Below are 20,121 nucleotides of genomic sequence, written 5' to 3'. Positions count from 1 at the left end.
GGACAACACTATGCAATATATCCAGCAACCCCAGGCTATTGAGGCCAAAAGTTTCGACATTATAGGCGAGATTATCCGTGAAACCCGTCCGGACTATCAGTTTGCCAGTCCGTTGCATGAAGCCATTATCAAGCGGGTCATTCACACCACGGCGGATTTCGACTGGCTGGACATTCTGTGGTTTTCCAGTGATGTGCTGGAGCAGTTCTGCTCGGCGCTTAGCCGTTCGAGCGTGATTTATACCGATACCACCATGGCCCTTTCCGGGATCAATAAAACGCTGCTGGCAAAATTTGGCGGCGAGTGCCGCTGCTATATCAGCGATCCACGAGTCGTACGTACGGCAAAAGAGCAGGGGATCACCCGCTCAATGGCGGCTGTCGATATTGCGGTGAAAGAAGAGGGGGAAAAGCTGTTTGTTTTTGGCAACGCGCCGACAGCGCTGTTCCGCCTGCTTGAGCATGATGTTGCGGTTAGCGGTGTGGTTGGTGTACCGGTCGGGTTCGTTGGTGCTGAAGAGTCGAAAGATGCCCTGACCCAAAGCAACCTGCCGGCCATTGCTGCGTTAGGACGTAAAGGGGGGAGTAACGTCGCCGCTGCTATCGTCAATGCCATGCTTTATCACATGCAGGGGGCGCGATGAGCGAGGCCTTCGATACGCCGGTGTGGCACAACGGCAAAGCGCTGCGTAAAGGATATACCACGGGATCGTGCGCGACGGCGGCTGCAAAAGTGGCGGCGCTGATGGTATTGCGCCAGCACCTGATCCATCAGGTTTCCATCGTGACGCCTTCCGGGGTGACGCTGTGCCTGAACGTCGAATCGCCGCATATCGAAGGGCAGCAGGCGATAGCCGCGATCCGTAAAGACGGTGGCGATGATGTCGATGCCACGCATGGCATGCTGATTTTTGCCCGCGTGACGTTAGATGATAGTGGCGTGATCGCCTTACAGGGCGGTGAAGGGGTCGGTACGGTTACCCGCAAAGGGATCGGTCTACCGGTGGGGAGTTCGGCGATTAACCGCACACCTCGCCAGACCATTGAGTCGGCGGTACGTGAAGCGATTGGTCCAAATCGTGGGGCGCAGATTGAAATCTTCGCGCCGGAAGGCGAAGAGCGGGCGCAAAAAACTTACAACTCGCGGCTTGGCATTCTGGGCGGTATTTCGATTATTGGCACCACGGGTATCGTCACGCCAATGTCGGAAGAGAGCTGGAAGCGTTCGCTGTCGCTGGAGCTGGAAATTAAACGCGCGGCGGGTCTGGATCGCGTGGTTCTGGTGCCGGGAAACCACGGTGAACGTTTTGTGCGTGAACAGATGGGCATCGACACCCAGGTTGTGGTCACCATGAGCAACTTTGTCGGCTACATGATTGAAGAAGCCGTCCGTCTGGGATTTCGGCAAATCGTGCTGGTGGGACATCCCGGGAAACTTATCAAAATCGCGGCGGGGATCTTCCATACCCACAGCCATATTGCCGATGCGCGCATGGAAACGCTGGTGGCCCATCTCGCGTTGCTTGGCGCGCCGCTGGAACTGCTGAGGCTGGTCAGCGACTGCGATACTACTGAAGCGGCGATGGAACACATCGACGCGTACGGCTTTCAGCATATTTATAACCATCTGGCGGAGCGTATCTGTATGCGCGTTCTGCAAACGTTGCGCTTTACCAAAAATCCCCCGACCTGCGACGCCATCATGTTCTCGTTTGACAATCAGGTGCTTGGCAGTAATCGCCCGATCGCAGAAATTGCTGAGGAGATGCAATGTTAACCGTTGTGGGAATGGGTCCCGCGGGTTTGCATTTGATGACGCCTGCGGCGCGTGAAGCGGTCGCAACGGCTGACGTGCTGGTCGGCGGAAAGCGGCATTTGCAGCAATTCCCGGATTTCACCGGTGAACGGTTTGCTCTTGGCGCCAATATCGCGGAGCTCCTGAACTGGGTAACTGCGCACAAGGATAAGCATGTCGTCGTGCTGGCGTCTGGCGATCCGCTGTTCTACGGCATTGGGACGCGCATGGTGGCGCATTTTGGCATCGGGCAGGTACGCATTATTCCCGGTATTAGCGCGGTGCAGTATCTGTGCGCGCAGTCCGGTATCGATATGAACGATATGTGGCTGACCAGTAGCCACGGGCGCAGCGTCTGTTTCGATGAACTGGCCCGACATAACAAGGTGGGGATGGTTACAGATGCGTTGTGCGGCCCACGTGAAATCGCGCAGCAGCTAATCACTCGAGGCAAGGGACATCGCTGGATGGTTATTGGCGAAAACCTGGCGATGGAAAACGAGCGGATCCATGTCCTGCCTGTGAGTGAAATTAATGCCGACTATGACATGAATGCAGTGGTGATCCTTGATGAAAGATGAGCTGTTTCTGCGTGGAGAGAAGGTGCCGATGACCAAAGAAGCGGTACGCGCACTTGCCCTCTCAAAACTTGAATTACACCGCGCCAGTCACCTGATTGATATTGGTGCGGGAACAGGCAGCGTGTCGATAGAAGCGGCGCTGCAATATCCTGGATTGCGCGTGACGGCAATCGAACGTAACCCGGCGGCGCTCAGGTTGCTGGATGAAAATCGCCAGCATTTTGCCTGCGCAAATATCGACATTTTTCCCGGCGTTGCGCCAATGACCATCGCCGAAAAAGCCGATGCCATTTTTATGGGCGGCAGCGGTGGGCATCTGACCGATCTCATTGACTGGTCGATGCGTCAACTGCATCCCGCCGGGCGGCTGGTAATGACGTTTATCCTCCAGGAAAACCTCAATACCGCGCTGGCTCATCTGGACCATCTTGGCGTACAGGGAGTGGATTGCCTGCAGCTACAGGTTTCCTCGCTTACCACGCTTGGCAGTGGTCATTATTTCAAACCGAATAACCCCGTATTTGTTATCGCCTGTCAGAAGGAAGGAAACCATGTCTGAGATTTTTGATCCCCGTAGCGTGTGGTTCGTTGGCGCAGGTCCTGGCGATCGCGAGCTGATTACCCTCAAAGGTTACCGTTTGCTACAGCAGGCGCAGGTGGTTATCTACGCTGGATCGCTGATTAACACCGAACTGCTGGAATATTGCCCCGCCGGTGCTGAATGCCACGACAGCGCTGAACTGCATCTGGAGCAGATCCTCGATCTGATGGAAGCTGGCGTGAAGGCTGGCAAGACCGTGGTGCGTCTGCAAACTGGCGATGTCTCACTGTACGGTTCCGTCCGCGAGCAGGGCGAGGAACTGACCAAACGCGGGATCGACTGGCAGGTGGTGCCCGGCGTCAGCGCATTCCTCGGTGCGGCAGCGGAACTCGGCGTGGAGTACACCGTGCCTGAAGTCTCCCAAAGCCTGATCATTACCCGTCTGGAAGGGCGCACGCCGGTCCCCGAGCGCGAACAACTGGAGTCGTTTGCCAGTCACCAGACATCTATGGCGATTTATCTGTCCGTACAGCGTATTCATCGGGTGGCCGAGCGTTTGATTGAAGGCGGTTATCCGGCGACCACGCCAGTGGCGGTGATCTACAAGGCGACCTGGCCGGAAAGCCAGACCGTGCGCGGTACCCTGGCGGATATTGGCGACAAGGTTCGCGACGCGGGCATCCGCAAAACGGCCCTGATTCTGGTCGGTGATTTCCTGGGCTCGGAGTATCACTACTCCAAACTCTATGCGGCGGACTTTAGCCATGAATACCGTAAAGCCTGAGTCAATTGCGCTTTTTTGCCTGACGCCAGGCGGCGTTGTGCTGGCGAAACGTCTGGCGGCTATGCTGCCGGTCACCTGTTTTACCAGTGAAAAGTTGCTGGAGGAGGGGTTTATTCCCTTTGAAAACGGTTTTGCCAATACCGCCCGTGATGCGTTTATGAATTATTCGGCGCTGATTTTTATCGGGGCGACCGGCATTGCGGTGCGAGTGTTGGCCCCTCTGGTCAACGATAAATTTTACGATCCGGCGGTGGTGGTCATTGATGAACGTGCCCAGCATGTCATCAGCCTGCTCTCCGGCCACGCAGGGGGGGCGAATGCGCTGGCGCGTTACCTGGCAGGCATGTTGGGCGCCGACCCGGTTATCACCACGGCGACGGATGTCAACGATATGGCGGCCCTGGATACGCTGGCATTCCAGTTGAATGCCCGGATGAGCGATTTCCGTTCGGCGGTGAAGATCGTGAATCAGATGCTGGTCAGCAATAAGCGGGTTGGCCTGTGGTGGGATGACGAACTGACCCAGGATATCAGCCATTGCGATCGCCGTGGTTTTATTACGGTAACCGATCTCAATCAGCTTCCCGAACTGGATGCGCTGGTGTGTATCACCTTACGCACCAACTTACCCGAACTGCCTGTTCCGCACTGGAAGCTGGTGCCGCAGCGGGTCGTGGCCGGAATTGGTTGTCGCCGCGACACACCGTTTCCACTGCTGGCTGCGCTGCTTGCCCGTCAACTTGAAGCCCAGCAACTCGACCCGCTGGCGCTCAAAGCCATTGGCAGTATCACGCTGAAAAAAGATGAACAGGGGCTCATCCAGTTGGCTTCGTGCTGCCGCGTGCCTTTCGAAACCTTTTCCGCTGACGCGCTGCGTGAGCATGAACACCGTTTTCCGGCCTCATCGTTTGTTCGTAAAACGGTGGGTACAGGAAGCGTTTCTGGTCCTGCAGCCTGGCTGCTGAGCCACGGACAACTGTTAGGCGAGACCCTGCGCGAACAGGGCGTCACTATCACTTTGGGAGTTTCACACTGATGTTAAGCGTAATTGGAATTGGCCCTGGCTCGCAGGCAATGATGACCATGGAAGCCGTTGAAGCACTGCAGGCAGCGGAAATCATCGTTGGCTATAAAACCTACACCCATCTGGTTAAGGCCTTTACTGGCGACAAACAGGTGATCAAAACCGGGATGTGTAAGGAGATTGAACGCTGTCAGGCGGCGATCGAACTGGCGCAGGCGGGTCACAATGTGGCACTCATCAGCAGCGGTGATGCGGGGATTTACGGGATGGCCGGGCTGGTGCTGGAGCTGGTTAGTAAGCAAAAGCTGGATGTTGAGGTCAGACTGATCCCAGGCATGACTGCCAGCATCGCTGCCGCCTCCTTACTGGGCGCGCCGTTGATGCACGACTTCTGCCACATCAGCTTAAGCGATCTGCTGACGCCATGGCCGGTTATCGAAAAACGCATCGTTGCCGCTGGCGAAGCCGACTTTGTCATCTGTTTCTACAACCCGCGCAGTCGGGGTCGTGAAGGACATCTGGCGCGCGCATTTGAGCTGCTTTCAGCCAGCAAGAGCGCACAAACGCCGGTCGGTATCGTGAAGTCAGCCGGACGTAAAAAGCAGGAAAAATGGCTGACCACTCTCGGTGAAATGGACTTTGAACCGGTTGATATGACCAGTCTGGTGATCGTTGGCAACAAAACAACCTACGTGCAGGACGGCCTGATGATCACGCCACGAGGTTATGTGCTGTGAATTACGGTGACGTGTTGGTCATGGGCGGTACCAGCGATGCGCGCATGCTGTGCCAGCAACTGGATGCGGCAAACGTGGCCTACACCCTGTCAGTGGCGACCCCAACGGGGAAGCAGCTGGCGGGAGACATCAAAGGCCAGGTGCGTTGCGGACGTCTGGAGCGTGAGCAAATGATTGCCTGGCTGCAGGAAAATCGGACGCGCTGGGTGATTGATGCCTCGCATCCGTATGCCGAGGTGGTGAGCCGCAATATCGTGAGCGCTTGCGAAGCGGCGGGCGTGCTGCTGAGCCGCTACCAACGTCCTGAGCAGTTGAGTGGTTTAACCCACCCGCATCTGTTTACCGTACAGAGTATTCAGCAAGCCTGCGAGGTGGCGCGACGCTTCGGTAAACGCGTGTTGCTCACCACCGGCAGTAAAGATTTAGCCATCTGGCGTGAAAGATTAGCGGAAAAAACGCTGCTGGCGCGTGTTCTGCCTGTACCTGAGGTCATTCAGCAATGCGCGGATCTGGGCTTTGGCGTCGGTGAGATTTTTGCGTTGTGCGGGCCGTTTAGCGCCGAGTTCAACGCCGCGTTTTACCGTCAGTGTCAGGCTGATGTGGTGATCACCAAAGCATCTGGTGCGGAAGGTGGTTATCAGGAAAAAGTTCAACCCTGTCTGGATGCCGGTATCCCCTGCATCGTGATTACACGTCCGGCACCGTTGGTGACGGGAGAAGAGTTACTGGAAAGTCAGGCCGCATTTGGGGCGCGTTTAACGCGCTGGCTGGCCGCTGCTTAAGGAGTTAGAGATGAAAAAGGCGCTTCTGGTGGTCAGCTTTGGCACCAGCTATCACGACACCTGTGAGAAAAATATTGTGGCCTGCGAGCGCGATCTCGCGGCCAGTTGCCCGGATCGTGACCTGTTCCGTGCGTTTACCTCCGGGATGATTATCCGCAAGCTCAAGCAGCGTGACGGCATTGATATCGACACGCCGTTGCAGGCGCTGCAAAAGCTGGCAGAGCAGGGGTATCAGGATGTGGCTATTCAGTCGCTGCACATCATCAACGGCGACGAATACGAAAAAATTGTCCGCGAAGTACAAAGTATGCGTCCGCTGTTTTCTCGCCTGACGCTCGGCGTACCGCTGCTGAGCAGCCATGAAGATTACGCGCAGCTGATGCTGGCGCTGCAACAGCAGATGCCGCCGCTTGGCGAAAAGGAAAAAGTGGTCTTTATGGGGCACGGAGCCAGCCATCATGCCTTTGCCGCTTATGCCTGTCTCGATCATATGATGACGGCGCAGCGCTACCCGGCGCGGGTCGGGGCGGTGGAAAGCTACCCGGAAGTGGATGTGTTAATTGATAGTTTGTCTCAGGAAGGGGTGACGGCGGTGCATCTGATGCCGCTGATGTTAGTTGCTGGCGACCATGCCATCAATGATATGGCCTCCGACGAAGACGATTCGTGGAAGACATTGTTTAATGCGGCCGGGATACGGGCTACGCCGTGGCTCAGTGGGTTGGGTGAGAATCCGGCGGTGCGCGCCATGTTTGTGGCGCATTTGCAGCAGGCGCTGAATGTGGCGCTGGAGGAAGCGGCATGAGCGGAAAACTGTACGCGTTAAGCACCGGGCCAGGCGCTTCCGATCTCATCACCGTGCGCGCCGCACGCACGCTGGGTCAGCTCGATATTCTCTATGCGCCTGCCGGGCGTAAAGGCGGCGACAGCCTGGCGCTGTCAATCGTGCGGGAGTATATCGGCGAGCAGACCGAAGTCCGCTGCTGCCATTTTCCAATGAGTGCCGACAGCGCTGAAAAAGAGGCTGTCTGGGATGAGGTTGCCGCCGCGCTGGTTCAGGAAGTGGAGGCCGGTAAACAGGTTGGTTTTATTACCCTTGGTGATGCCATGCTGTTTAGTACTTGGGTCTTTTTACTCCAGCGTATTGGCTGTCCTGACTGGTTGGAAATCGTTCCGGGCGTGACCTCTTTTGCCGCGATTGCCGCGCGTTCGAAAACGCCGCTCGCCATGGAGCAACAGTCGCTGGCGGTGGTCTCCTGTACCGCGCCGGAAGCGGAAATCCAGCAGGCGTTAAAGCAGCATGACAGCCTGGTGCTGATGAAAGTGTACGGTCGTTTTGCGCGCATCAAAGCGTTGCTGCAACAAGAGGGTTTGTTGAATTGCGCATTGATGATGTCTGAAGCCACGCTGCCGGGTGAGCAGTGCTGGCGTCATCTCAACGAAGTCAGCGACGACCAGCCGCTGCCTTATTTCTCGACCATTCTGGTTAATAAACAGTGGGAGTATGCACAATGAAGCTTGAACAACAGCTAAAACAGCTGTCTTTCAGCGGGTTGGCTGCGGCGCTATTACTGATGATTGTCCCTGAGCAAGCGTTCGCCATGCACATTATGGAAGGCTTCTTGCCGCCAATGTGGGCGCTGGCCTGGTGGCTGCTGTTTTTACCTTGCCTGTGGTACGGATTAGTGCGCTTGCGTCAAATCGTCCAGGAAGACAGCCACCAAAAAGTGTTACTGGCCCTCTGCGGCGCGTTTATTTTTGTGCTGTCGGCGCTGAAAATTCCTTCCGTTACCGGAAGCTGCTCGCATCCGACTGGTGTCGGGCTGGCGGTTATCCTGTTCGGACCGGGTGTGGTCGCTATTCTCGGTGCAATCGTCCTGCTGTTCCAGGCCTTGCTGCTGGCGCACGGTGGTTTAACGACGCTCGGCGCCAACGGTATGTCGATGGCGGTGATTGGCCCGGTAGTAGGTTACATGGTGTGGAAAATGGCCTGCCGCGCGGGGCTACGCCGGGATGTCTGCGTCTTCCTGTGCGCCATGCTGGCGGATCTCGTCACCTATTTTGTTACCTCGGTGCAACTGGGCGTTGCGTTCCCGGATCCGTCCGCAGGCGCAATGGGGTCGATTGTGAAATTCATGGGCATTTTCTGCCTGACGCAGATCCCCATCGCGATTGCGGAAGGTCTGCTCACCGTAATGATTTATGACCAGCTAACCAAACGCCAGTTGATAACCGCACAAGGACATTAACGATGAAAAAGACGCTGATTTTGTTATGCATGGTGGTGGCGCTGGTGATCCTGCCGTTCTTTATCAACCACGGTGGAGAGTACGGCGGTTCAGACGGTGAGGCGGAAAGCCAGATTCAGGCTATCGCCCCGCATTATGAGCCGTGGTTCCAGCCGTTGTACGAACCGGCAAGTGGCGAAATTGAAAGCCTGCTGTTTACGCTCCAGGGGTCGCTGGGCGCAGCCGTAATTTTCTACATTCTGGGTTACACCAAGGGCAGACAACGCCGTGATGACCGGGCTTGACAGGCTTAGCTATCAAAGCCGCTGGTTTCATGTCTCGCCGGTGCGGAAATTTTTGCTTTGGCTGATGATGATGATTCTGGCGTTTACCCTGCCCCCGTTGGGGCAGGGTATCGAGCTGTTACTGATTGCCGCGCTGAGCTGCTGGCTGCTGCGCATTTCCTTCTGGCGCTGGTGCCGCTGGATGGCATTGCCGTTTGGTTTTCTGACGGTTGGTGTTGTGACCATCCTGTTTAGTTTTAGCCGCGATCCGCAAACCCTGCTGGCCAGTATCCCCGTAGGAAGCTATTGGTTAGGCGTGAGCGCGCCAGGCCTGGTCACTGCCAATGAAACCTTCTGGCGCAGCCTTGCGGCGCTGGCGGCAACCTTCTGGTTAGTGCTGAATCTGCCGTTTCCGCAGTTGATTATTTTACTCAAACGCGCACACGTTCCTCGCCTGCTGACTGAACAGATCCTGCTGACCTGGCGGTTTATTTTTATCCTGTTAGACGAGGCGCTGGCTATTCATCGCGCGCAAACGCTGCGTTTTGGTTATCGTAGCTTGCCGTTGGGCTACCGCTCGCTGGCGATGCTGGTGGGATTTTTATTTACCCGTGTGTTGATCCGCTACCAGCAAATGACCACCACACTGGATATCAAACTGTATCAAGGTGATTTTCACCTGTAAGGAAAAGTATGCTTGCCACTTCAGCGCTTTGGTTTCGCTATCAGGATGACCCGATCCTCAAAGGGCTAACGCTGGACTTTTCTACGCATGCCGTCACCGGGCTGGTAGGGGCCAATGGCTGCGGGAAATCCACGCTGTTTATGAATCTGAGCGGGTTATTGCGACCGCAGCAAGGCGCGGTGATGTGGCAGGGCAAACCGCTGGATTACAGCAAGCGCGGCCTGCTGGCGCTGCGCCAGCAGGTGGCAACCGTATTTCAGGATCCCGATCAGCAAATCTTTTATACCGATATCGACAGCGATATTGCGTTCAGTCTGCGCAACCTCGGGGTGGATGAAGCTGAAATCTCACGTCGGGTGGAAGATGCGCTCACGCTGGTTGATGCCCAGCATTTTCGCCATCAGCCTATTCAGTGTTTAAGCCACGGGCAAAAAAAACGCGTGGCGATTGCCGGTGCGCTGGTGTTGCAGGCGCAATATCTGCTACTGGATGAACCTACTGCAGGCCTTGACCCATCAGGCCGCACGCAGATGATTGAGATAATCAAACGCATCGTAGCGCAAGGAAACCACGTGGTTATCTCCAGCCATGATATCGATCTTATCTATGAGGTCAGCGATGCAGTTTACGTTTTACGCCGGGGCGAAGTGCTGACGCACGGCACGCCGGGTGAGGTTTTCGCCCGGACGGATCTTATTGAACAAGCTGGATTGACTCAGCCCTGGCTGGTGAAGCTGCATACTGAGCTGGGTTTCCCGCTGTGTAAAACAGAGGCTGAATTTTTTAGTCGTATGCGAGAGAACGCACTGAAGGAGGCGTCATGACGCAGGCAATAATGTTGCAGGGAACGGCATCTGATGTGGGTAAAAGCGTGTTGGTCGCCGGGCTGTGTCGAATTTTTTACCAGGACGGACTGCGTACCGCGCCGTTCAAATCGCAGAATATGGCGCTGAACTCGGGCATTACGCCAGAGGGTAAAGAGATGGGCCGCGCGCAAATTTTTCAGGCTGAGGCGGCCGGCATTACGCCGGATGTGCGTATGAATCCGGTGCTGCTTAAGCCGACCAGCGATCGTAAAGCGCAGGTTGTGCTGATGGGCAAAGTGGCGACCGATATGGATGCGGTGAGTTACCACGAGTATAAGCCGCGCCTGCGGGAGCAGATCCTGTCAGTGTATAACAGTCTGGCGCAGGAGTTCGATGTGCTGGTGCTGGAAGGCGCGGGAAGCCCCGCTGAGATTAACCTGCGCGATCGCGATATCGTCAATATGGGCATGGCTGAGATGGCGCAATGCCCGGTCGTTCTGGTGGCTGATATCGATCGCGGCGGCGTGTTTGCCTCTATTTACGGCACGCTGGCGCTACTGCATGACCATGAACGCGCCAGGGTAAAAGGGGTGATCATCAATAAGTTTCGCGGTGATGTGGCGTTGCTGTACTCCGGTATCGAGCAAATTGAAGCGCTGACCGGCGTTCCGGTGCTGGGCGTCATGCCATGGCTGGATGTTGATCTGGAAGATGAAGATGGTGTGGCGCTGCAAAAGGGCAAGTATCTGCGTACTGACAAACGCGACATCGACATTGCCGTTGTTCAACTTCCGCACATTTCTAATTTTACTGATTTCAATGCGCTTGCGGCACAACCGGATGTGCGCGTGCGCTATGTTCGCCAGCCTGAAGAACTGGCAGGAGCCGATCTGGTGATTCTGCCAGGCAGCAAAAACACGCTGGGCGATCTGGTGTGGCTGCGTGAAAGCGGAATGGCGCATGGCGTCGTGCAATTGCATCGTAATAACGTTCCGGTGGTGGGGATTTGCGGTGGCTACCAAATGCTCGGCGACACCATCATTGATGAGGTGGAATCAGGGCTCGGTATGCTGCCGGGTCTGGGCTTGCTTAATACGGTGACCCATTTTGCCCAGCATAAAACCACGACCCTGGTTGAGGGGAAAATGTCTTCTTCGCTGCCCGACTGGCTGGCGGGCGCGGCAGACTTATCCGTTCGCGGTTATGAAATCCATATGGGCGAAACGGCATTATCCGAAGCATGCCAGTCGGTGATGACGCTGCGCAAAGAAGGCAGACATGTGGCTGACGGCGCGGTAACACCGGATGGCCTGGCGTTCGGCACCTATCTTCACGGTCTGTTCGACAGCGATGAATTTACCCGTGCATTGGTGAATGGCCTGCGCGTACGCAAAGGATTAGCACCGCTGGATTCCACCTTCCATTACGCGCAATATAAATCGCAGCAGTTTGATCTGCTGGCGGATGCGATGCGGCAACACATCGATATTGAGAAAATTTATACCATCATGAAGCAACACCGGGAGCCCGTATGATGATTCTGGTTACGGGCGGCGCACGAAGCGGCAAGAGTCGGCATGCGGAAGCGCTAATCGCTGATTCCCCAAACGTTCTGTATATCGCGACTTCGCAGATTTTTGATGAGGAGATGGCGGCGCGAATTCAGCACCATCGCGATGGACGCCCTGCGCACTGGCGTACTGCCGAGCGCTGGCAACATCTCGATGAACTGATTACGGCAACAAACGATCCTCAGGAAGCCATTTTGCTGGAGTGCATCACCACCATGGTGACCAATCTGCTGTTCGCTCTGGGCGGTGACAGCGACCCGGATAGCTGGGATTACGCGGCGATGGAGCAGTCCATCGAGGATGAGATCCGTTTGCTGATTGCTGCCTGTCACCGTTGCCCGGCAACGGTGGTCCTGGTGACTAACGAAGTCGGAATGGGGATTGTTCCGGAGAACCGTCTGGCCCGGCATTTTCGCGATATTGCCGGACGCGTGAACCAGCGACTGGCGACGGCAGCTGATGAGGTGTGGCTGGTGGTATCAGGAATTGGAGTCAAAATTAAATGAGTAAGTTGTTCTGGGCAATGCTTTCTTTTATCAGCCGCTTGCCCGTTCCTGCTCGCTGGTCGCAAGGACTGGATTTCGAGCACTATTCGCGCGGTATCGTGATGTTTCCCCTGATAGGCGTGGTGCTGGGCGGGCTGACGGGGCTGGTCTTTATGGCGCTGCAGCCCTGGTGTGGTACTCCACTGGCAGCCTTATTTGCCGTATTGACGCTGGCGTTGTTGACCGGCGGTTTTCATCTGGACGGTCTGGCGGATACCTGTGACGGTATTTTTTCTGCCCGTCGACGCGAACGGATGCTGGAAATCATGCGCGACAGTCGCCTGGGAACCCATGGCGGGCTGGCGTTAATTTTCGTTTTGCTGGCCAAAGTGCTGGTGGTGAGCGAACTGGCTTTACGTGGCACGCCAATGCTGGCGGCGCTGGCTGCGGCATGTGTCGCCGGGCGGGGTAGCGCTGTTTTGCTGATGTATCGACATCGCTACGCCCGCGAAGAAGGGCTGGGCAATGTCTTTATCGGCAAAGTTACCGGGCGTCAAACCTGCGTCACACTGGGGTTGGCGGCAATCCTGGCCGCTGTGCTGCTTCCGGGCATGCGCGGCATAGCAGCGATGGCTGTCACGATGGTGGCGATTTTCATTCTTGGGCAGTTATTAAAACGTACGTTGGGTGGGCAAACCGGCGATACGTTGGGCGCAGCCATTGAACTTGGCGAGTTGATATTCTTGCTGGCTCTGCTTTGAGTCAGCCAACATACTGGAACCCTTATGCAGACTTTAACCTCTTTACTCCACACGATCCCTTCACCTGACAGTGCCGCGATGCTGCGTGCTCAGCAGCATATTGATGGCTTACTAAAGCCGCCGGGAAGTCTTGGTCGGCTCGAATCTCTTGCCGTGCAACTGGCTGGTATGCCTGGCCTGAAAGGTGTGCCGCATGTGAAGGACAAAGCGATGCTGGTGATGTGCGCCGATCATGGCGTCTGGGATGAAGGGGTTGCCGTTTCGCCTAAAGTGGTCACGGCTATTCAGGCCGCCAATATGACGCGTGGGACGACCGGCGTTTGCGTTCTGGCCGCTCAGGCTGGGGCAAAGGTGCATGTCATTGACGTGGGAATTGACGCGGAGCTTATCCCCGGCGTGGTGAATATGCGCGTCGCGCGCGGCTGCGGCAATATTGCCCAGGGCCCGGCAATGAGCCGTTCGCAGGCAGAGGAACTGCTGCTGGAAGTTATCCGCTATACCCATGAACTGGCGAAAGAGGGCGTAACGCTGTTTGGCGTGGGTGAACTCGGTATGGCAAATACCACGCCCGCGGCGGCTATCGTCAGCGTGCTGACCGGCAGCGATGCCGAAGATGTGGTGGGCATCGGCGCTAACCTGCCGCTTTCCAGAGTAGGTAATAAAGTAGAGGTTGTGCGGCGAGCCATTGCCGTCAATCAACCGGATCGCAATGACGGTATCGATGTACTGGCAAAAGTGGGCGGATTTGATCTGGTTGGCATGGCGGGTGTGATGCTGGGCGCGGCCTCCTGTGGGCTGCCGGTCGTGCTGGATGGTTTTCTTTCATACTCTGCTGCGCTGGCGGCCTGCCAGATCGCACCGCAGATTAAACCCTATCTGATCCCGTCACATTTCTCTGCTGAGAAGGGGGCACGCACCGCGTTGGCGCATCTGGAGCTGGATCCGTATCTGAATATGGGGATGCGTTTAGGTGAAGGCAGCGGGGCCGCGCTGGCGATGCCAATTATTGAGGCAGCCTGCGCGATGTACCACAACATGGGGCAGTTAGCCGCCAGCAACATTGTGCTACCGGATGGTAAAGAAGCATAGTTATGTGCCCCCTGAACCTCGCCGCATGGCGAGGTTTATTTTTGCGCATTGAATTCGTAACCCACTAAAACAGATAATAAAAGCTATAATTACCGGATATCTGCTGCGGCAACGGAAAGGAAAAAGATGCGTCGTGTAAAACTGCTTTGTTCACTCATCATGCTGCTTGCGAGTCAGGTAGCACTCGCGGTGAGTTATCCGCTGCCGCCAGAAGGTAGTCGTCTGGTAGGTAGCCCGCTGACGATTACGGTCCCGCCCGGAAACACCCAGCCGCTGGAGGCCTTTGCCGCGCAGTACGGGCAGGGGTTGAGCAATATGCTCGAGGCTAATCCCGGCGTAGACGTTTTTCTGCCTAAGTCTGGCTCAACGCTGGTGGTGCCGCAGCAACTGATCTTGCCGGATACCGTGCGTGAAGGCATTGTTATCAACGTCGCCGAAATGCGTCTTTATTACTATCCTCCGGGCACAAACACGGTTGAAGTTTTGCCGATTGGCATAGGACAGGCGGGGAGAGAAACGCCGCGTAATTGGGTGACGGCGGTCGAGCGTAAGCAGGAAGCGCCGAGCTGGACGCCGACGCCGAATACCCGACGGGAATATGCTGCTCGCGGGGAAACCTTACCGGCGTTTGTGCCTGCCGGACCAGATAACCCGATGGGCCTGTATGCGATTTATATCGGCAGGCTTTATGCCATTCACGGCACTAACGCTAACTTTGGTATTGGTCTGCGGGTGAGCCAAGGCTGCATCCGTTTGCGTAATGACGATATTAAGTACTTATTTGACACGGTGCCGGTTGGGACGCGTGTGCAACTGATTGACCGCCCGGTGAAATACAGCGAGGAACCAGACGGCAGCCGCTGGGTAGAAGTGCATGAGCCGCTGTCACGAAATCGTTCTGAGTACGAGTCTGACAGAAAGGTTCCCTTGCCGATCACTCCCGCTTTGCGCACATTTATCAGCGGGAGTGGCGTGGATGTGAGCCGCGGGAATCAGGCCCTGGAAAGACGCTCCGGTATGCCGGTGAACATCAGCCAGGTTCAGCAGCATTTTTAATATTAAAGCGGCCCAGGTTTATCGTCAGATAAGGTGGGGCGCTTTTTTAATTTGATACTGCCCCATTTTTACCACGCCGATATGGTCTGCCATTAGCTGCGCTTCGTGTTCGCTATGGGTAACCAGCAGTGCCGTTTGCCCGGCAGCGCGCAAAATATCCCGTACCTCGTTGCCAAGACGCTCGCGCGTGCGCTTATCAAGGCTGGAAAAGGGTTCATCCAGCAACAGAATTTCCGGATGCGGTGCCAGCGCACGCGCGAGCGCGATGCGTTGCTGTTGACCGCCGGAAAGTTCATGGGGATAGCGGTTGGCATGGCTATGTAATTCCACCATTTTTAACAGCTCCGCCACCCTGGCCTGCTGTTCTTCACGCGGCATACGGCGTAATCCAAAGGCGACATTTTGTTGCGCGGTCAGATGCGGAAATAACGCATATTCCTGAAAAACCATGCCGACATGACGCTTTTCAGGCGGGAGATGAACACCGGGAGCGGCAACACGATGCTGAGACACATAGATCTCTCCGCTTCGCAGTCGTTCAAACCCCGCAACGGCGCGTAGAACCGTGGTTTTCCCGCAGCCTGAAGCCCCTAACAGACAGGCGATTTCCCCTTTGCGTACCGACATTGAAAATCCATTCAGTACCGATTGCTGGCTGTTGCCATAGGCAACGTGCACATCCTGGAGGCGTAATGCAATTTCTGACATTGTTACTCTCTTAACCCCGGCGAGTCATTTGGTGACGCACCAATAAAATAACCGGTAGCGTGCCAGCTAAAACAATCATTAGCGCGGCGATTGCACCTTCTTCATAAGTTCCACGAGCGGCTTCCGCATACAGCAATGTTGCCAGCGTTTCGAAGTTAACCGGACGCAAAAGTAATGTTGTGGGTAGCTCTTTCATCGCGTCGGCAAAAACCAGCAGGGCGCTGCTTACCAGCGCCGGGCGCAGTAGAGGGAAATGAACCCGTGCAAACGTGCCCGCGCCATTCTCGCCCAACAGCCGGGAAGCCTGCTCCAGCGAAGGTGGAATGCGTCCCAGACCGGAATCCAGCGCGCCGATGGCAATCGCCTGGAAACGCATGGCGCAACAAATGACCAGCAGGATCCCGGCTGACATCAGCGGCAGGCCACGCACATCCAGCAAGTCAGCCAGCCAACGGTCAACCGCCATGGCGGGCGTTAAAAAACCAATCGCCAGGATTGTGCCGGGAACCGCGTAGCCTAAAGAGGCCAGACGCATCACGCCACGGCGAAACCCCGGCATCGCGTTGTCTGCAGCGCTATGGCGTGCGCTCCAGGCTACCAACAGACTGACGCAAACCACCACCAGCGTGGTTCCCGCCGCGAGCAAGAGCGTATTTTGTAATGCTGACAGTAACGAGGGGGAAAGGAGGTTGTCATTGCCGATACGTTTGGCGCTTTCCCACATTAAAAACAGCACCGGGGCCAGAAAACCCAGCACAACCGGCAGCGAAATAACGGCACCAAGCAGCCAGCCGCGCCAACCCTGCACGCGCGTGGGTTGAATTTCCCGTAGACTGCGGCTGCTGAACCCCTGTTTTCTGCGGCCATAAAATTCCAGCGTCAGAATAAAGAAGATAAACATCAGCATCATGCAGGCGATTTGCGCCGCTGAAGATAAATCGGAGCGCGAGATCCACGTGGTGTACACGGTAACAGTTAACGTCTGTACCCCAAGGAATTCCGACGCGCCGATGTCGTTAAGCGTTTCCAGCAATGCCAGACTGATGCCAACGGCCAGGGCCGGACGTGCCATGGGGAGGGCAACGCGAAAAAAAGTTCCGGTCGCGCTGCATCCCAGCGTACGTGCGGCTTCCAGTAAATGAGCCGGCTGGCTGATAAACATGGCGCGGGTGGTCAGGTACACGTAAGGATAAAGTACTAAGCCGAGCAGAATTATTGCACCGGAAAGAGAGCGTAAATCTGGTAGGCGGAACTGTCGTGGGCTGTCAAAGCCCAGTAAGAAACGAATAAAGGTTTGCAGGGGACCAATCGGATGCAGCAGATCGAGCCAGGCAAAGGCGACGATGTAGGTCGGCATCGCCAGCGGCAACAGTAGCGCCCAACTGAGAATTTTGCGTCCAGGAAAATCCCATGCCGTCACCGCCCATGCGCTACCTACGCCAATGACGCCGACCATCACGGCGACACCCGCTAACAACAGTACGGTATTTTTTAACGCGGCAGGCAACACCCACGTCAGGAGATTATCCCAGTGAGATAAATCGGCCTGGGTAGCCTGCCAGATCAGCGCAATGACGGGGGTCAGGACGCCAAGCGCCACGCACAGCGCGCCAAGATGCAACGGCGTTAATAATGACTGCGGCCCGGAAACCAGGCCGCGTAACGCTGGAAACTGCAAAGGTTTATTGATCGAATCCAACTTTATCTACCAGCAGGCTAGCTTGTTTACGATACTTCACGATTTCAGTTAACGGTGTCTTATCGACATCAATTTCACCGATGGTGGCGCTGATAACCGGATCAAGCGTTACGCCTTTCAATACCGGATATTCAAAGTTCGCTTTCGCATACTGCTGCTGGGCAGGCGCGGAAACCAGATACTCCATCAGCTTAACGGCATCGGCTTTATTTGGCGCATAGTGGGCAACGGCAGCGCCGCTGATATTGACGTGCGTACCGCCATTCTCAAAGGTTGGTTTTACGACTTTGATGGCATCGCCCCATTGGCGAGCATCGCTGCCTTCTTTGGCATTTTTCATATGGCCGACGTAATAGGAGTTAGCCAGACCGATATCACAAATTCCACCGAGGATATCGCGGGCAACGTCGCGGTCGCCGCCGGTGGCTTTACGGGCCAGGTTAGCCTTCACGCCGCGCAGCCAGTCTTCGGTTTTAGCTTCACCGTGATGGGCAATCATCGCAGCGATCAGCGCCGTGTTATACGGATGCTGCCCGGAGCGGATACAGACTTTACCTTTATACTCCGGGCTGGCGAGTTGTTCGTAATGCCAGTTATCAATGGGCATTGATTTTTCGGCATACAGCACACGAGCGCGCATAGAAAGTGCAAACCACTGGTTATCCGCGCCACGCAGGTTGGCTGGAATCGCGGTTTTCAATGCTTCTGACTCTACCGGCTGGGTCACTCCGGCTTCCACGAGATCGAGGAGATTGCCTGCATCAACGGTCATCAGCAGGTCGGCAGGGGAGTTTTTGCCTTCCGCTTTAACGCGCTCAAGCATGCCATCCTTGATATAAACCGTACTGACTTTGATGCCGCTGGTTTTTGTCCAGCTATCAAGTAACGGCTGAATCAGACCTGGTTCACGGGTGGTGTAAAGCGTTAATGTTTCCTGGGCGAAAGCCGGCAGGCTAACAGCGAAGACCAGGGCAGAGGCAAGCGTGATACGGCGCAGTCCGGTGCGAGGCAGAGCATTCATCGTTTATATCCCAGAGTAATTGGAACGTACAGTGAACCGAGCAGGGCTCGTTCTTTTGGCTCGCGTACAATAAATGATAATCACTAGCAGTTACAATAATTGCAAAGTTTAAACGATTTACATTTACATAACTTTAATCAATGGTGTGATGCGACATGGAATAGGGGCGGTACAACAGGCAGAACGCTTATGCAGGATGCTTTTACGTAAGCCTGAAAAGCAAAAAGCCCGCTCAAGTTTCCTTAAGCAGGCTTCTTAAATTTGGCTCCTCTGACTGGACTCGAACCAGTGACATACGGATTAACAGTCCGCCGTTCTACCGACTGAACTACAGAGGAATCGTGTGAACGAGGCGCATATTACTGACCTCACCCTGAGGTGTCAACAGTAAAATTAGCGCGTCATTTCAATTGGTTAATTAATCTTCAAATTCAGTGTTAATGCACATTTGATGAGCGATAATGGTCATCTTCGGGGTTATCACGTAACCGTTGCATTGGGTTTTGGCGGTAAAACAGGATGAAACGCTGCCATAAAGCCGGGAATCGTGGAGCAAATAATTCAGGTGCGCTGAAAAAATACTCGGATAATACGGCAAAGCATTCGGCCGGATCGGTTGCAGCGTAGGCATCTATACTGCATGCGGTTTCCCCTACCAGATCGATTTCATCCTGAATATTGTTCATTGCGGCATGCAGGTCGTGCTCCCAGCCGGCAATGTCTCGCAGAGGAATCGCCGGAATTCCGCTGGCGCGATCGCCATTACGCATATCCAGCTTATGCGCGACTTCATGAATGATCAGATTAAAGCCTGAGGCATCAAAGGAATCCTGAATATCAAGCCAGTTGAGAATTATCGGACCTTGCTGCCAGCTCTGCCCGGACTGAACGACACGTTGATTGTGTACCAGACCAATTTCGTCTTCCCATTCGTCGTCGACAACAAATGGGGCAGGGTAGATGAGAACTTCATGAAACCCATCGAGCCACTCGATCCCCAATTCCAGAACAGGTAAACAGAAGAGCAGAGCAATGCGCGCACTTTTTAGCGGGTCCAGCTCAAACCCCTGAAGTGCTACCAATCTTTTTTGCTGTAAAAAACGCTCGGCCAGGGCGATTAGTCTGGCTTGTTCTTGCTCGGTGAGATTCACCAGAAGCGGAATAGCCAGGGCGTTATCCCAGGGCCAGTCGTCATTTCGGGCTGTTTCTTGCTCTTTCCAGGGCCACTTAATCATCGTTTTGCTCGCAAACTCGTCACTTGAACGAAATTGACGGAACTGGGTCTGTTAAAATGCCAAATTACCTGGCATCATGGCAACCACCAAAACGGAGAGATGCCAGAGCGGCTGAATGGACCGGTCTCGAAAACCGGAGTAGGGGCAACTCTACCGGGGGTTCAAATCCCCCTCTCTCCGCCACTATTCAAACACTTAGCTCAATTCCTTTCAACGACTCATGTCACACTTGGTATAGTGTCGGTATACT

The 20,121-nt window shown here is 55.3% G+C and carries 23 protein-coding genes and 2 tRNA genes; 20 read left to right on the top strand and 5 right to left on the bottom strand.

The annotated features are described in order from the left end of the window. Positions 1-10 precede the first annotated feature (10 nt). The 19 genes from JSN25_RS18920 (at position 11) to ldtA (ending at position 15,208) form a co-directional block, all read left to right on the top strand. Positions 11-643, top strand: a complete 633-nt coding sequence (locus JSN25_RS18920; protein ID WP_038641659.1) for a cobalt-precorrin-8 methylmutase — start codon at positions 11-13, stop codon at positions 641-643. Beyond that, positions 640-1,776 carry a cobalt-precorrin-5B (C(1))-methyltransferase CbiD gene (cbiD, locus tag JSN25_RS18915; RefSeq protein ID WP_038641657.1) on the top strand — a complete coding sequence of 379 codons (1,137 nt, stop codon included), beginning with the start codon at positions 640-642 and terminating at the stop codon, positions 1,774-1,776. Before JSN25_RS18920 ends, cbiD begins: the two co-directional genes overlap by 4 nt. Then, on the top strand, positions 1,770-2,375 hold the full coding sequence (locus JSN25_RS18910) for a cobalt-precorrin-7 (C(5))-methyltransferase (RefSeq protein WP_061381971.1): 606 nt from the start codon (positions 1,770-1,772) through the stop codon (positions 2,373-2,375). The genes cbiD and JSN25_RS18910 overlap by 7 nt, the downstream gene beginning before the upstream one ends. Continuing rightward, on the top strand, positions 2,365-2,934 hold the full coding sequence (locus JSN25_RS18905) for a decarboxylating cobalt-precorrin-6B (C(15))-methyltransferase (protein WP_038641653.1): 570 nt from the start codon (positions 2,365-2,367) through the stop codon (positions 2,932-2,934). Before JSN25_RS18910 ends, JSN25_RS18905 begins: the two co-directional genes overlap by 11 nt. Further along, positions 2,927-3,700, top strand: a complete 774-nt coding sequence (locus JSN25_RS18900; protein ID WP_085047979.1) for a cobalt-precorrin-4 methyltransferase — start codon at positions 2,927-2,929, stop codon at positions 3,698-3,700. The genes JSN25_RS18905 and JSN25_RS18900 overlap by 8 nt, the downstream gene beginning before the upstream one ends. Then, positions 3,681-4,736 carry a cobalt-precorrin 5A hydrolase gene (gene cbiG, locus JSN25_RS18895; protein WP_204525240.1) on the top strand — a complete coding sequence of 352 codons (1,056 nt, stop codon included), beginning with the start codon at positions 3,681-3,683 and terminating at the stop codon, positions 4,734-4,736. The genes JSN25_RS18900 and cbiG overlap by 20 nt, the downstream gene beginning before the upstream one ends. After that, complete coding sequence (locus tag JSN25_RS18890; protein ID WP_003030278.1) at positions 4,736-5,461, top strand: precorrin-3B C(17)-methyltransferase; 726 nt, start codon at positions 4,736-4,738, stop codon at positions 5,459-5,461. The genes cbiG and JSN25_RS18890 overlap by 1 nt, the downstream gene beginning before the upstream one ends. Then, positions 5,458-6,243, top strand: coding sequence for a cobalt-precorrin-6A reductase (locus JSN25_RS18885; RefSeq protein WP_038641647.1), 786 nt, complete (start codon positions 5,458-5,460; stop codon positions 6,241-6,243). Before JSN25_RS18890 ends, JSN25_RS18885 begins: the two co-directional genes overlap by 4 nt. A 10-nt stretch (positions 6,244-6,253) precedes the next feature. Further along, entirely contained in the window at positions 6,254-7,048 is a 795-nt protein-coding gene (cbiK, locus tag JSN25_RS18880; protein WP_038641645.1) for a sirohydrochlorin cobaltochelatase, read from the top strand. Further along, positions 7,045-7,758 carry a cobalt-factor II C(20)-methyltransferase gene (locus JSN25_RS18875; RefSeq protein WP_038641643.1) on the top strand — a complete coding sequence of 238 codons (714 nt, stop codon included), beginning with the start codon at positions 7,045-7,047 and terminating at the stop codon, positions 7,756-7,758. Before cbiK ends, JSN25_RS18875 begins: the two co-directional genes overlap by 4 nt. Continuing rightward, positions 7,755-8,492: a cobalt ECF transporter S component CbiM gene (gene cbiM / locus JSN25_RS18870; protein ID WP_038641642.1), complete on the top strand. Its 738-nt coding sequence runs from the start codon at positions 7,755-7,757 to the stop codon at positions 8,490-8,492. The genes JSN25_RS18875 and cbiM overlap by 4 nt, the downstream gene beginning before the upstream one ends. A gap of 2 nt (positions 8,493-8,494) precedes the next feature. After that, positions 8,495-8,776, top strand: a complete 282-nt coding sequence (locus tag JSN25_RS18865) for an energy-coupling factor ABC transporter substrate-binding protein (protein ID WP_038641640.1) — start codon at positions 8,495-8,497, stop codon at positions 8,774-8,776. Then, positions 8,763-9,440, top strand: coding sequence for an energy-coupling factor ABC transporter transmembrane protein (locus JSN25_RS18860; RefSeq protein ID WP_204525752.1), 678 nt, complete (start codon positions 8,763-8,765; stop codon positions 9,438-9,440). The genes JSN25_RS18865 and JSN25_RS18860 overlap by 14 nt, the downstream gene beginning before the upstream one ends. Before the next feature lie 8 nt (positions 9,441-9,448). Beyond that, a complete protein-coding gene (locus JSN25_RS18855; RefSeq protein ID WP_038641638.1) occupies positions 9,449-10,264 on the top strand; it encodes an energy-coupling factor ABC transporter ATP-binding protein in 816 nt (271 codons plus the stop codon). Beyond that, positions 10,261-11,781: a cobyric acid synthase gene (locus JSN25_RS18850; protein WP_204525239.1), complete on the top strand. Its 1,521-nt coding sequence runs from the start codon at positions 10,261-10,263 to the stop codon at positions 11,779-11,781. Before JSN25_RS18855 ends, JSN25_RS18850 begins: the two co-directional genes overlap by 4 nt. Continuing rightward, positions 11,778-12,323 carry a bifunctional adenosylcobinamide kinase/adenosylcobinamide-phosphate guanylyltransferase gene (cobU, locus tag JSN25_RS18845; RefSeq protein WP_069323548.1) on the top strand — a complete coding sequence of 182 codons (546 nt, stop codon included), beginning with the start codon at positions 11,778-11,780 and terminating at the stop codon, positions 12,321-12,323. The genes JSN25_RS18850 and cobU overlap by 4 nt, the downstream gene beginning before the upstream one ends. Then, complete coding sequence (gene cobS, locus JSN25_RS18840) at positions 12,320-13,063, top strand: adenosylcobinamide-GDP ribazoletransferase (RefSeq protein ID WP_137350787.1); 744 nt, start codon at positions 12,320-12,322, stop codon at positions 13,061-13,063. The genes cobU and cobS overlap by 4 nt, the downstream gene beginning before the upstream one ends. Before the next feature lie 24 nt (positions 13,064-13,087). Continuing rightward, entirely contained in the window at positions 13,088-14,152 is a 1,065-nt protein-coding gene (gene cobT / locus JSN25_RS18835) for a nicotinate-nucleotide--dimethylbenzimidazole phosphoribosyltransferase (RefSeq protein ID WP_137350786.1), read from the top strand. Positions 14,153-14,278: 126 nt separating this feature from the next. Next, complete coding sequence (gene ldtA, locus JSN25_RS18830) at positions 14,279-15,208, top strand: L,D-transpeptidase (RefSeq protein WP_087856005.1); 930 nt, start codon at positions 14,279-14,281, stop codon at positions 15,206-15,208. Between the two features lie 24 nt (positions 15,209-15,232). Here the strand turns inward: ldtA and JSN25_RS18825 are convergent, their stop codons facing one another. The 5 genes from JSN25_RS18825 to mtfA all read right to left on the bottom strand — a co-directional run bounded on the left by JSN25_RS18825 (position 15,233) and on the right by mtfA (position 19,871). Continuing rightward, complete coding sequence (locus JSN25_RS18825; RefSeq protein ID WP_085047986.1) at positions 15,233-15,916, bottom strand: ABC transporter ATP-binding protein; 684 nt, start codon at positions 15,914-15,916, stop codon at positions 15,233-15,235. Positions 15,917-15,926: 10 nt separating this feature from the next. After that, positions 15,927-17,615, bottom strand: coding sequence for an ABC transporter permease (locus tag JSN25_RS18820; RefSeq protein WP_085047987.1), 1,689 nt, complete (start codon positions 17,613-17,615; stop codon positions 15,927-15,929). Then, positions 17,599-18,636 (bottom strand): extracellular solute-binding protein, encoded by a 1,038-nt coding sequence (locus JSN25_RS18815; RefSeq protein ID WP_204525238.1) that lies wholly within the window; start codon positions 18,634-18,636, stop codon positions 17,599-17,601. The genes JSN25_RS18820 and JSN25_RS18815 overlap by 17 nt, the downstream gene beginning before the upstream one ends. Before the next feature lie 262 nt (positions 18,637-18,898). Then, a tRNA-Asn gene (locus JSN25_RS18810) sits at positions 18,899-18,974 on the bottom strand. A 99-nt stretch (positions 18,975-19,073) separates the two neighbouring features. After that, entirely contained in the window at positions 19,074-19,871 is a 798-nt protein-coding gene (gene mtfA, locus JSN25_RS18805; RefSeq protein ID WP_038641617.1) for a DgsA anti-repressor MtfA, read from the bottom strand. Positions 19,872-19,964: 93 nt separating this feature from the next. Here mtfA and JSN25_RS18800 point away from each other — a divergent pair. After that, positions 19,965-20,054 (top strand) — tRNA-Ser (locus JSN25_RS18800). Positions 20,055-20,121: the final 67 nt, after the last annotated feature.

Source organism: Citrobacter cronae (assembly GCF_016893685.1).
In the GTDB taxonomy this organism is placed as follows: Bacteria; Pseudomonadota; Gammaproteobacteria; order Enterobacterales; family Enterobacteriaceae; genus Citrobacter; species Citrobacter werkmanii.
The sequence above is the reverse complement of the archived record's forward strand: the minus strand, read 5'-3'. Positions and strand labels throughout refer to the sequence as shown.